Source organism: Burkholderia cepacia, from assembly GCF_029962485.1.
Classification (GTDB): domain Bacteria; phylum Pseudomonadota; class Gammaproteobacteria; order Burkholderiales; family Burkholderiaceae; genus Burkholderia.
In genome coordinates, this window is sequence record NZ_CP073637.1 from 1,928,346 (window position 1) to 1,940,660 (window position 12,315).

A 12,315-nucleotide genomic window follows, 5' to 3' on the forward strand; every position below is an offset into this window, starting at 1 on the left:
CCCCATGCCCATCCCGAATTCCGTTTCCCGTCTCGTCACGGCCGCAGCCGCGATTGCCCTGCTCGGCGCCGCCGCCGGCTGCTCGAAGCAGCAGGATGCGAACGCATCGACTCCGGTTCCCGCCACGGCCGCCGCTTCGTCCGCCGCGCCCCGCGCGTCGAAGCTCGGCGATCTGTCGCAGTTCCGCACGATCGCCGCCGACGTGAACACGCTGGTCGGCAAGGGCGACCTGTCCGGCGCTAAAACACGCATCAAGGATCTGGAGATCGCGTGGGATTCGGCCGAGGCCGGCCTCAAGCCACGTGCGGCCGCCGATTGGCACATGGTCGACCAGGAAATCGACCGTGCGCTCGCCGCGCTGCGCGCCGACCATCCGACCCAGGCCGATTCGGCCGCCGCGATGAAGAACCTGCTCGCCGCCTTCGACCGGTTCGGCAGCCATTAAGCGCAGATCGGCGATGGGCCGGGCGCGCCGCACGTGACGCGCGCGCGGGAATCGCATACGCTGGCGGCGATCGCGCGGCACGGAGAACACGCATGCGAATACTGCTCGTCGAAGACGACCCGATGATCGGCGAGGCCGTCCATGCCGCGCTGAAGGACGCGTCGTACGCCACCGACTGGGTCACCGACGGCGGGCACGCGCTGACCGCGTTCGCCGCGCAGCCCTACGACCTGGTCCTGCTCGACCTCGGCCTGCCCGGCCGCGACGGGCTCGACGTGCTGGCCGGTATCCGCGCGAAGGACACCGGCACGCCGCTGCTGATCGTCACCGCGCGCGACGGGCTCGACGATCGACTGCGCGGCCTCGACGGCGGTGCCGACGACTACATCGTGAAACCGTTCGACATGGCCGAGCTGCTCGCACGGATTCGCGTCGCGATCCGGCGCCGGGCCGGTTCGGCCGCGCCGCTGCTGGGCAACGGGATCGTGTCGCTCGACCCGGCGACGCGCGAGGCAACCGTCGACGGACAAGCGCCGGTCGCGCTGTCGAACCGCGAATTCTCGCTGCTGCGAGCGCTGCTGGTGCGCCCCGGCGCGATCCTGTCGCGGCGTGAGCTCGAGGATCGCCTGTACGGCTGGGGAGAAGAAGTCGAAAGCAACGCGGTCGAATTCCTGATCCATTCGCTGCGCCGCAAGCTCGGCAGTACCGTGATCAAGAACGTCAGGGGGGCGGGATGGATGGTTTCAAGAAACGCCTGAACGAGTCGATCGGGTTCCGCCTGTCGGTCGCGCTGTCGGCCGCGATCCTCGTCGTCGCGACAGTTGCGGCCGCGTTCGCGTTTTCATCGGCATTCGACGAAGCGCACGAGTTGCAGGACGATGTGCTGCGCGAGGTCGCGACGCTGCTCGATCGCCAGCGCGCGCCTGCGGCGCATGCAGCGGGCACCGGGCCCGCACGCGAAAGCGACGAACTGTCGCGCGTGATCGTGCAGCCGCTCGGCGGCGATCCGCAACCACACGCCGACGGCTCGCCCCGGCTCGCGCTGCCGCCAACGCTCGCCGACGGGCTGCATACGGTCGATGCGGGCGGCAATGCCTATCGCGTGATGGTCCGTACGTTCGAGAACGGCGAGCGCATCGCGGTCGCGCAGGAGGCCGGCATGCGTGACGACGTCGCGCGCGAGAGTGCGTGGCGCACCGCGCTGCCGCTGCTGATCCTCGTGCCGATCCTGCTGCTGCTCGTTGCCGATCTCGTGCGCAAGCTGTTCCGCCCGGTCGCCGCGCTGTCCGCCGGGATCGACGCACGCGACGAACACGACCTGCGCCCGGTATCGGCCGAGCACGTGCCGGTCGAGGTGCGGCCATTCGTCGTCGCGATCAACCGGATGCTCGCGCGCGTCGCGCAATCGGTCGATACGCAGCGCCGCTTCGTCGCCGATGCGGCCCACGAGCTGCGCTCGCCGCTCACCGCGATGTCGCTGCAGGCCGAGCGCCTGGCCGACACCGACCTGCCGGACGATGCGCGCGCGCGGCTCGCCGCGCTGCGCAGCGGGCTCGACCGCAGCCGCCACCTGATCGGGCAGCTCCTCGCGCTCGCCCGTGCGCAAAGCGCGCCGGCCGCCCCGCCCGGCGCTGTCTCCGTGCATGCGATCTATCGCCGCGTGCTCGAAGACCTGATGCCGCTCGCCGATGCGAAGACGCTCGACATCGGCATCGACGACGGTCCGGACGCCCGCGTGCCCGTCGACGAACTCGAACTCGTGTCGCTGGTCATGAACCTGGTCGACAACGCGATCCGCTACACGCCGGCCGGCGGTCGCGTGGACCTGTCGACGTCATGCACGGACACGCACGCGTGCGTGACGATCGTCGACAGCGGGCCGGGCATCGCGCCGCAGGAACGCGAGCGCGTGTTCGATCCGTTCTACCGCGTGCCCGGCAACGCGCAAATCGGTTCGGGGCTCGGCCTGTCGATCGTGAAGATCCTCGCGGACCGGATGGGTGCCGACATCACGCTCGCATTTGCGGACGAACCGGCTTCGCGCGGGTTGCGCGTGTCGGTGCGGATTCCGCTCGCGCGGCCGTCAGGCGCGGCGCAGCCCCGCGACCGGACCGACGGCTGATTGGTCCGCTACGCGCGACCGGAACGTCAGCCGCCGATCGTCCCGCGATCGATCTTGCGCGACAGGATGATCGACGTCGTCGTGCGCTCGACGCCTTCGAGCGTGCCGATCTGGTCGAGCAGGTCGTTGAGCCGTTCGGGCGAATCGGCACGCAGCCACGCGACGTAGTCGTACTCGCCGCTCACCGCGCACAGCAACTGCACTTCGGGCATCCGGTCGAGCTTGCGCAATACGTCCTTGCCGAACTTCGGCGTGAGGATGATGCCGACATACGCGTAAATGCTCGCGTCGAGCACGTCCTGCCCGAGCCGGACGCTGTACCCGGCGATCACGTTGGTGCGTTCGAGCCGCGCGATGCGTGCGACGACCGTCGTGCGCGCAACGTCGAGCTGGCGCGCGAGATCCGCGACACTGGCGCGCGCGTCGGCTTGCAGCAGCGCGACGAGTTGCCGGTCGAGATCGTCGAGTTGGTCGAGGCGGGGTGGACGCATGAGGCTGGGCCGGTGCGCGACGCGCCGGCTGAGTGGAAGGTGACGCGATGATAGCGCCGAACGCCGGTGCGCCCAACCGGCATCGCCCGGGTTCGAACCTTTCAATTTCGATTCGTATCGGATGTAAGCAAGTGTCGCATTCACCGCTGCGCTGCACGCAACGTGCTACTAATAGCATGCGACGCGAGATGCGCGCTTGCGGCAGTTGCCGCCGCGCCCGCTCGCACGACACCACCCCGGAGAGCCAACCATGAAGAAAATCTCGCTCACCCTCGCTACGCTCGTCGTTGCAGCCAGCGCGTTTGCGCAAACCCCGGCCCAGCCGCAAGCGCCCGCCCAGGCCGCGGCCACGACGGCTGCTGCGTCGGCCCCGAGCGCCGAGCAGCGCGCGGCACACCACGAAGCGCGCATCGAGCAGCGCATCAAGTACCTGCACGACCAGCTGAAGATCACGTCGGCGCAGGAACCGCAATGGAAGACGTTCGCCGATACGATGCGCGACAACGGCGCGACGATGGGCCGCCTCTACAGCGAACGGATGGCCAAGCACGACGTCTCCGCGATCGACGACATGAAGCAGTACGCGGAACTGTCGCAGGCGAACGCCGACGGCGCGAAGAAGCTCGCCGACGCCTTCGCGCCGCTCTACGAGAGCTTCCCGGCCGAGCAGAAGGCGCTGGCCGACACGACGTTCCGCAGCTGGCTGCACCACGGCGGCGAGCACCGCGGCAAGGGCAAGGCGAAGGGCAAGGAAGGCAAGGCGGCAGCCGCGCCGGCCGCCAGCGCACCCGCGCAGCCCTGACGCCCGCCCCGCCGGCGCCGTACCTGCCCGCCCGGGCCGGACGGCGCCGCGCCTCTGCCGGCGATCGGCGCGCCACACGGCGCGCCGAATTCGGGATAAGCTCCCGGCTTTTCCAGCTTTCCCGCACCTCCCCGCCATGCTCGAACTCAAGCACCTCGACCTGCGTACCGATCCGCAGGCCCGTCGCGTCGTCAAGGACGAAACCGTCGCCGTGGCTTTCGCGGATGCCGACGGCGAACTGATGAGCCTCGAAGGCCCGAACCGCTATGTGGCGGGCGACGCGCTGATCACCGGCTCGACCGGCGATCGCTGGGTCGTGTCGCGCGCACGCTTCGACGCCAAATACCTGCCCGCCGATCCGGCGCTCGCGCACGGCGCGCCGGGCGCCTACCGGAACCGGCCGGCCGTCGTGCTCGCCCGCCGGATGGACGAGCCGTTTGCGATCGCCCGCTCGGAAAACGGCGACACGCTGCGCGGCGTCGCCGGCGACTGGGTCATGCAATACGCGCCCGGCGACTATGGCGTCGTCCAGGCGCAGCGCTTCGCGCAGGTCTACCGCGACGCATGATCCGCCGCGCCGGCACGAGTCCGGCGCCGTCGCTCACGCAAAGTCTTCGTCGAGTTCGAGTTCCGCGTCGCGCTCGACGGCCTCACCGGCCGCGTGCCGCTCCTCGAGCGACCCGAGCATCGCTTCCGTATACGCATGCAGCACCGCGTGGCTGCGCGCACGCTGCATCGGCTTGAGCGCCAGGTAGCGCGCCAGCGCCGCCGGCACGATGCGGATCGCGAGCGTCATCCGCTTCGGCGTCGCGCCGAAACGCATCGCGAGCCAGTGCACGAACAGGAAACGCCCGCGTGCATCGCTGCTTTCGGCAAAGCGCGTCTGCTCCGGGAAGAGATCGCAGATCACGCGTGCGAGCGCGTCGAATTCCGCGCTCTGGCATTCGATCAGATAGTCGTCCATTGCGCTCTCCCGTCAGGCCGCCGCACGCGACGGCCGGCACGTCTTCACCAGCACGACAACCAGCACCGCGGCCATCACGAAATACACGGCCTCGACCCACGCGGCCGGCAGCACACGCACCTGGTACAACAGCGTCGGCGCGGCCGCCAGCGCATGCAGCACGATCGCCAGCGGCAACACGGCCGCGCGGCCGGCGCGCACGCCGCGCCAGACCAGCACCGACAGCGCGAGCTGCACCGCGAACGCCGCGCAGCGTTCGAGCAGCAACAGCAGGATCGACTGTGCCGACAACGTCGCGAGCATCATGTGCAGACGCACCACGGTGTCGACCGGCAGATCGGACAGTTGCGTCTCGAGCTGGCCGCGGCTCGCGAGCCACGCGAGATACGACCACTGGCCCCATACGAGCACGCCGACGAACCAGGCTTCGGCACCGGCGTGACCGATCCCGTAGCCGATCCCGCGACCGTCGCCGGCCGATTCGCCATAACGGCGGTTCAGGAAGCGCATCCCGAGATAGCGGCCGACTTCCTCGAATGCGGCGGTCGCGAGCGCGCCGTACGCGACGAACGCGAGCGGCTGCGTCAGCCAGCCGTCCTCCGGCGTGTGGCTCAGCACGAGCCCGTGGAACGCCCGCTCGACGATCATCGCAAACAACGTGAAGACGGCGACACCGACGATCGTGTCGCGGCGGTTGAGCGCAAGCGGCTTGCGCAGGAGGCGGTAGAGGACGAGCGGCAGCAGCGCGATGATCAGCGTGGCGGCAATCAGCAGCGCCAGCGTGACGGGAGCGACAGTCATGTATTTCCTTGTTCGGGGCAGCGCACCTGACGCGCTGCGTGCCCCGAATGATACTCAGCTTGCGGTCGACGCGCGCGCACACAGCTCGCCGGGCAGCATCGCGACCCGCACGTCGCCCGCCGCGCCGTCGATCCGCTCGTGCACGAACTCGACGGCCTTGTAGCCGATTTCGTAGGTCGGCTGACGGATCGTCGTGATGCCGATCAGCTCGGCCCATTCGGGATCGTCGATCGACAGCAGCGCCGCCTTCTGCTGCCACGCGGCGCCGAAACGCGCGCGCAGGTGGCGCGCGATCGCGAGCGCGACCGGCGCATTCGCGGCGAACAGCGCCGCGCGCACGCCACGCCGTGCCGCGTCGTCGATGCGGGTGTCGATGTCGGCAAGCGCCGCCGCGGCGGCATCGGGCGAGTTCAGGTCGAGCACGACCGTCGGCGGCACCGGCAGCCCGCGCGCGTCCAGCGCCGCACGAAACGCGGCCTCGCGCACGCGCCGCGAGCTGACGCGCTCGAACGGCTGCACGACGAAATGGATCGCGTCGAAGCCGTGTTCGACCAGGTGCGCGAGCGCCATCTCGATCGCATCGGCGTTGTCGAGACCGATCAGGTCGGCCTCGAAGCCCTCGACCGTCCGGTCGACGAGCACGGCCGGGATGCCCGCGCCGCGCAGCGGGCGCAGCACGTCTTCGTCGGCGCCGAGCGCGTTGACGATCAGCCCTTCGACACGGTAGGTCGTGAGCAGCTGCAGGAAGCGCCGCTCCATCTCGACCTCGTTCGCCGCGTGACAGATGAGCGGCATGTAGCCGAGCGCATGGCACGCAGCCTCGACGCCCTGCAGCACTTCGACGGTGTAAGGATTGGTCAGGTCGGCCGCGAGCATGCCGAGCAGCCGGTTGCGGCCGCGCTTGAGCCCGCGCGCCATCTGGTTCGGCCGGTAGTTGAGCCGCGCGATCGCGGACTCGATCCGCTGTCGCAGATCGACGGACAGCACATGCGTCTCGCCGTTCAGATAGCGCGAAACGCTGGTCTTGCCCGTGCCGGCCTCGCGCGCGACGTCGCTGATCGTCGCCGGACGCGTCGTGGAAGGTTGCGAATCGGTCACTGTCGTGCCTCGCGACGTACGATCCGCGCCGCTTCGTGAGCAGACGGACCTTTGTTGTTGGAAACGTAAGCCACCCGGCGGACTCCTCTGTCTGAGCGCTTCTGCGCCTGCGCTGGCCCCGTGTCTGGCGGTCGATCCGCGCAAGTCAGTCGCGTGCAACGGCAGTCGGCCGCCCGGACCTGGCGCGGATCCCCGCCGCGCGACGCCACCGGCAGTGTAGCCGGGCCGTCGATGCGACGAGAGCGGGCGATCATAACGCAGCCAGCCCTCCCGCACCACGATCATCGACTCTAACCGCGCCGGCGCCGCACCGACCGGTTGCCCGAGGCGGCTCAGGCGTGTGCGAGCGCGTCCGGATTGACGAGATTCGTGCGCAGCGTGCCGGCCAGCGCGCCGACCAGGTTTTCCGCGGCGCAGCGCGCCATCGCGTGGCGCGTCTCGTGCGTCGCCGAGCCGATATGCGGCAGCGCGACGACATTCTTCATCTGCAGCAGCGGCGAATCCGCCGGCAGCGGCTCCTGCTCGAACACGTCGAGCCCCGCGCCGCGGATCGTGCCCGCGCGCAGCGCGTCGGCCAGCGCGGCTTCGTCGACCACGGGCCCGCGCGACGCATTGATCAGGATCGCGCCGCGCTTCATCTTCGCGAATTCGGGCCCGCCGATCAGGTGACGCGTGTCCGGCGACAGCGGCACCTGCAGGCACACGAAATCCGACTGCGCGAGCAGTTCGTCGAACGTCACGCGCCGCGCGCCGTATTGGGTCTCGGCTTCCGCGTTCGCGGAGCGGTTCGCGTACAGCACCTGCATCCGGAAGCCGAGCGCCGCGCGGCGCGCGACCGCGCCGCCGATCCGCCCGAGGCCGACGATGCCGAGCGTCTTGCCCTGCACGTCGGTACCGTACAGGTCGGGGCCGATGCTGCGATGCCAGTTCCCGGCCTTCACCCACTCGGCCAGTTCGACCACGCGCCGCGCGGAAGCCAGAATCAGCGAAAACACCGTATCGGCGGTCGACTCGGTCAGCACGTCCGGCGTATGCGCGAGCACGATGCCGCGGCGCGTCAGATCGGCGACGTCGAAGTTGTCGTAGCCGACCGAGATCGTCGACCACGCCTTCAGCCGCGGCGCGCGGTCGAGCATCTGCGGCGTGACCTTCAGGCTCGCGCCGATCGCGCCGTCCGCGTCGCCGAGTGCCGCGGCCAGTGCGTCGGCGCCGTCGGCCTGCACGACGTCCGCATGCTCGCGCAGGTACGCGAGAACGTCATCGGGCAGCGGCTTGTACGCGACGATACGGGGCTTCATGTTTCATTTTCCTTGCAGCGGCGCGGCGAGCGGATGCGCATCGCGCGCCTGGGGTTTGACGGACAGCGTGAGGATCACCGCGGCGACGAGCGCGGCGCTCATGAATGCATACGACGCGACAGGCGACCCGGTCGCACCGTTCAGGTAACCGACGAAGTACGAGCCGACGAACGAGCCGAGCGCGCCCATGCTGTTGATCAGCGCCATTGCGCCGCCGGCGACGTTCTTCGGCAGCAGTTCCGGCACGATCGCGAAGAACGGGCCGTACGGCGCATACATCGCGGCGCCCGCGACGACCAGCAGCGCATACGAGATCCAGAAATGCGACGAGCCGAGCGCGTACGACGCGGCGAACGCGGCCGCGCCGATCAGCAGAAACGGCCACACGAAGCCGCGGCGCGAGCCGACCTTGTCGGACGCCCACGATGCCGCGATCATCGCGATCGTCGCCGCGAGATACGGCAGCGCGGACAGCCAGCCGGTCGCGACCATCCCGAGGTCGGAACCGTTCTTGACGATCGACGGCAGCCACAGCACGAAGCCGTACACGCCGATGCTCCAGCAGAAATACTGCGCGCACAGCTTGATCACGGCCGGCGAGCGGAATGCCTCGCCATAGTTGCGCACGGGCTTGATCGCTGCCTGCTCGGCCACGAGCGCGGCGTCGAGGTCGCGTTTTTCCTGCGCGGTGAGCCACGGCGAATCGGCCGGCTTGTCCTGCACGAGGAACCACCAGCACACGGCCCAGATGACGGCCGGCACGCCTTCGGCGATGAACATGTGGCGCCAGCCGAATTCATGCACGAGATAACCCGACACGATCGACATCCACAGCACCGTGACCGGGTTGCCGAGGATCAGGAACGTGTTCGCACGCGAGCGCTCGTTCTTCGTGAACCAGTTGCTGATGTAGATCAGCATCGCCGGCATCACGGCCGCCTCGACCACGCCGAGCACGAAGCGGATCGCCATCAGCGACGGGATGTTGCTGACCACGCCCGTGAGCGCCGCGCAGCCGCCCCACAGGATCAGGCTGACGAACACGAGCTTCTTCACGCTGCGGCGTTCCGCATAGATCGCACCGGGGATCTGGAAGAAGAAGTAACCGAGGAAGAACAGCGCGCCGATCAGCGACGACAGGCCCTTGCTGATCCCGAGGTCCTGGTTGATGCCGGCCGCCGCCGCGAACCCGTAGTTCGCGCGATCGAGGTAAGCGAGGCTGTACGTGATGAAGACGATCGGCATGATCGTCCACCAGCGTCGGGCTGCAAGATTGGCTGCCATGAGAGTGTCTCCGTATGTCGGCCGGGCCTGGCGCTTCAGCGCCCGGCACGGCCCCATCCTTTAGGGAGTCGGCCGGACCTGGCGCTTCAGCGCTGGGGCCGGCCTCGAACAAAACTACGTGTGCGTCGCGCACGAAATGGATCCGCGGATTGTGCCGTGTCCGGCCTCTCATTGCGCGGTGACGGTTTCCTCTAAGCGATCGGCGCGATTGCTGACATTTTCGAGCCGGTCGAGGGCTTCACGCGTCGGCAGCCCTTCCGAATCGCCGATCACCTGGATCGCGAGCGCGCCGATCCGGTTGCCGCGCGCGACGGCCTGCTCGACGCTCCGGCCTTCCAGCAATGCGCTGACCACGCCGACCGCGAAACCGTCGCCGGCGCCGACCGTGTCGACCACCCGCTCGACACGCTCGCCCACGACCGTGCCCTCGCGGCCGTCGGCCGTACGGAAATACGCGCCTTGCGCGCCGAGCTTGATCACGACGCCGCGCGCGCCCTGTGCGAGATAGAAGCCCGCGATGTCGGCCGGCGTGTCGTACCCGGTGAGCTGCCGCCCTTCGGCGAGGCCCGGCAGCACCCAGTCGGCGAGCGTCGCGAGCGCGTTCAGCGTCTTCGCCATCACGTCGGCGGACGGCCACAGCGTCGGGCGCAGGTTCGGGTCGAACGAGATCGTCTTGCCCGCCGCGCGCATCTCGCGCGCGAGCCGGAACGCCAGCTCGCACGACGTCGCGGAAATCGCCGGCGCGACACCCGTCAGGTGCAGGTGGCGCGCGCCGAGCACGTAGTCGGCCACGTAGTCGTCGCACGACAGGTGGCTTGCGGCCGAGCCCTTGCGGAAATATTCGACGGTCGGATCGCTGCCGTCGTCGTTGCGCGACTTCAGCTGGAAACCGGTCGGGTAACGCGGATCGACGGTCACGCACGACGCATCGATGCCTTCGCGCGCCAGCGTGTCGAGCACGTAGCCGCCGAACGAATCGCTGCCCACGCGGCTCATCCAGCCGACCCGGAAGCCGAGCCGCGACAGGCCGATCGCGACGTTCAGGTCGGCGCCCGCGATCCGCTTCGTGAATTGCCCCGCGTGCGCGAGATGGCCGGGATCGGTCGCGACGAACATCGCCATCGCCTCGCCGTAGGTCACGACATCGAGTGCTGCTTTCATGAATGAACTCCTCGGGATCCTGCTGCCGTCACGCGGTCGCGAGCCACGCGACACGGCGGCATGCATCGCCCGCCAGATCGGTCGCGTCGAACGGAAACTCGATGCCGCGCGGCGCGTACGGCGGCAGCGCCGCGAGCACGCCGGTCACGAGCGCGTCGTCCGGCGCCGGCGCGGCCGCGAAACGGCGCGCGCCCTCACCTTCGACGGCCTTGCAATGAATGTATTCCACATGCGGTGCGAGCACCTGCGCGCAATCGAGCGGCGCTTCGCCCGGCCACTGCCAGTTGCCGATGTCGAACGTCATCCCGAGCGCGTCGCGCAGGCCGGCCGCGGCCAGCGCGTCGAACAGCCCGCGAAACTGCGCGAGCGCGCCGCCGACCGGAAGCTGGCCATTCTCGACCACCACGCGGGCCTTCGCGACGCGCGACAGCGCGACGATGTCGGCCGCGTGTGCATCGCCGGCAAAGCCGCCGAGCTGAAATTTGACGAAGCGCGCGCCGAGCGCGTCGGCTTCCGCGAGCGCGTCGCGCAATGCATCCGCGTCGAGCGCGCCCGTTTCCGTGTACAGCGTGGCCGGCGTCGAGTAGACCGACCACAGCCCGTGGGCGGCGATCTGCGCGCCGAGCGCGGCCAGCGCGCCGGGAGCCGCGTCGTCGTCCGACGCGAACAGTTCGCGCCGCACCTCGAAACCGGTCGCACCGGATGCCGCCACGGTTGCGACGAATGCGCTGTGGCCCTCCTGACGCACGCGGTCCATCCCGAATGCGCTCGCCACGATCACGATGTCTGCCATTTTGCCCTTTTTAACCGGAATGGAACCGGTTCCATTTGCTTGAGACGGATGGTGCGCCTCGCGTCAGGCCCACGCCATAGAGGAAATCCCTAAGATAGTGCACCACGCAGGTATTCACCCGACGGCGCGCAACACGTGTTCCCGGGGCGGCTTCGGCCGCTCAGGCGAGGTCCTGCGCGAGACTCATGTCGAGGAATTGGGCGGCCACGCGCGACGGCGCGCCGCCGTGCGGCACCAGAATGGAGAAATGTCGTGTGAGCGGTGCCGGCGCGAGCGAGCGCAGCACCAGCGCCGCATCCTGATGACGCAGCGACATCGCGGACACGAACCCGACGCCCATCCCGGCGCGCACGGCCTCCTTCACGGCCTCGACACCGGCGATCTCGAACGCGACGCGCATCGGCGCGCCGCCCTGCGCGAACGCGCGCTCGACGAGCTGCCGCACGGCGGAGCCCTCCTCGCGCAACACGAGCGGGTGCGCGGCGAGCGCATCGAGCGTCACACCCGCGTCGTAGCCGGGCGCGGCCAGCGGATGGCCGGCCGGCACAATCGCGACGATCTCGTCCTCGTGCCACGCATGGACGGCCGTGCCGGGCGGCAGCGCCTCGCCGGGCGGCCCCTCGATCAGCGCGATGTCGAGCGACGCCAGCGCGGCCACCACGTCGGCCGTATTACCGCTCATCGTCTGGATCGTCACGCGCGGCGCGAGCGGCTGGAACGCCGCGATCAGGTAAGGCAGCAGGTAGCTCGCGGGCGTCGTGCTCGCGCCGATGCGCAGCGTGCCAGCCTCGAGGCCGCGCACCGCGTCGCGAAACGCACGCGCCTGCGCGAACGTGTCGCGCTGCGCCTTCGCGTACTGCGCGAGCTGCTCGCCGACCGGCGTCAGGCGGATGCCGCGGCCGTCGCGCTGGTACAGCGGCTCGCCGAATTCGTCCTGCAGCAGCCGCAACTGGCCCGACACGGCCGGCTGCGACAGATGCAGCGCCACGGCGGCGTGGCTGATGTTCAGGTGTTCGGCAACGGCGGCGAACGTTATCAGTTGATCCGGGGTCATGG

At 69.5% G+C, this 12,315-nt stretch carries 14 protein-coding genes; 5 read left to right on the forward strand and 9 right to left on the reverse strand.

The window, feature by feature from the left end; all coding sequences use genetic code 11:
• The first annotated feature begins 4 nt into the window (after nt 1-4).
• The 3 genes from KEC55_RS08935 (at nt 5) to KEC55_RS08945 (ending at nt 2,567) form a co-directional block, all read left to right on the forward strand.
• A complete protein-coding gene (locus KEC55_RS08935) occupies nt 5-445 on the forward strand; it encodes a hypothetical protein (protein ID WP_282505068.1) in 441 nt (146 codons plus the stop codon).
• A gap of 92 nt (nt 446-537) precedes the next feature.
• Entirely contained in the window at nt 538-1,203 is a 666-nt protein-coding gene (locus tag KEC55_RS08940) for a response regulator transcription factor (RefSeq protein WP_282505070.1), read from the forward strand.
• Nucleotides 1,179-2,567: a sensor histidine kinase gene (locus tag KEC55_RS08945; protein WP_282505071.1), complete on the forward strand. Its 1,389-nt coding sequence runs from the start codon at nt 1,179-1,181 to the stop codon at nt 2,565-2,567. Before KEC55_RS08940 ends, KEC55_RS08945 begins: the two co-directional genes overlap by 25 nt.
• A gap of 26 nt (nt 2,568-2,593) precedes the next feature.
• Here KEC55_RS08945 and KEC55_RS08950 read toward each other — a convergent pair whose 3' ends face one another.
• A complete protein-coding gene (locus KEC55_RS08950; protein WP_006481526.1) occupies nt 2,594-3,058 on the reverse strand; it encodes an Lrp/AsnC family transcriptional regulator in 465 nt (154 codons plus the stop codon).
• 250 nt (nt 3,059-3,308) lie between these two features.
• On the opposite strand from KEC55_RS08950, the gene KEC55_RS08955 reads away from it, so the two are divergent.
• A complete protein-coding gene (locus KEC55_RS08955; RefSeq protein ID WP_176047934.1) occupies nt 3,309-3,860 on the forward strand; it encodes a Spy/CpxP family protein refolding chaperone in 552 nt (183 codons plus the stop codon).
• 136 nt (nt 3,861-3,996) lie between these two features.
• A complete protein-coding gene (locus KEC55_RS08960) occupies nt 3,997-4,428 on the forward strand; it encodes a PGDYG domain-containing protein (RefSeq protein WP_282505072.1) in 432 nt (143 codons plus the stop codon).
• Between the two features lie 33 nt (nt 4,429-4,461).
• On the opposite strand, the gene KEC55_RS08965 is transcribed toward KEC55_RS08960, so the two are convergent.
• From KEC55_RS08965 to KEC55_RS09000, 8 genes are all read right to left on the reverse strand, one after another.
• On the reverse strand, nt 4,462-4,824 hold the full coding sequence (locus KEC55_RS08965) for a DUF3022 domain-containing protein (protein ID WP_282505073.1): 363 nt from the start codon (nt 4,822-4,824) through the stop codon (nt 4,462-4,464).
• Nucleotides 4,825-4,836: 12 nt separating this feature from the next.
• The gene (locus tag KEC55_RS08970; RefSeq protein ID WP_282505074.1) at nt 4,837-5,625 is read right to left on the reverse strand and encodes a YhfC family intramembrane metalloprotease; all 789 of its coding nucleotides are present in this window, start codon (nt 5,623-5,625) and stop codon (nt 4,837-4,839) included.
• Between the two features lie 54 nt (nt 5,626-5,679).
• Nucleotides 5,680-6,723, reverse strand: coding sequence for a LacI family DNA-binding transcriptional regulator (locus KEC55_RS08975; protein WP_282505075.1), 1,044 nt, complete (start codon nt 6,721-6,723; stop codon nt 5,680-5,682).
• A gap of 332 nt (nt 6,724-7,055) precedes the next feature.
• Nucleotides 7,056-8,021, reverse strand: a complete 966-nt coding sequence (locus KEC55_RS08980) for a 2-hydroxyacid dehydrogenase (RefSeq protein WP_282505076.1) — start codon at nt 8,019-8,021, stop codon at nt 7,056-7,058.
• A gap of 3 nt (nt 8,022-8,024) precedes the next feature.
• Nucleotides 8,025-9,305 (reverse strand): MFS transporter, encoded by a 1,281-nt coding sequence (locus tag KEC55_RS08985; protein ID WP_176047928.1) that lies wholly within the window; start codon nt 9,303-9,305, stop codon nt 8,025-8,027.
• 168 nt (nt 9,306-9,473) lie between these two features.
• Nucleotides 9,474-10,466 carry a sugar kinase gene (locus KEC55_RS08990; protein ID WP_282505079.1) on the reverse strand — a complete coding sequence of 331 codons (993 nt, stop codon included), beginning with the start codon at nt 10,464-10,466 and terminating at the stop codon, nt 9,474-9,476.
• A 28-nt stretch (nt 10,467-10,494) separates the two neighbouring features.
• Nucleotides 10,495-11,259, reverse strand: a complete 765-nt coding sequence (locus tag KEC55_RS08995) for a sugar phosphate isomerase/epimerase family protein (protein ID WP_282505081.1) — start codon at nt 11,257-11,259, stop codon at nt 10,495-10,497.
• Between the two features lie 160 nt (nt 11,260-11,419).
• Nucleotides 11,420-12,313 (reverse strand): LysR family transcriptional regulator, encoded by an 894-nt coding sequence (locus KEC55_RS09000; protein WP_176047925.1) that lies wholly within the window; start codon nt 12,311-12,313, stop codon nt 11,420-11,422.
• Between the last annotated feature and the right edge of the window lie 2 nt (nt 12,314-12,315).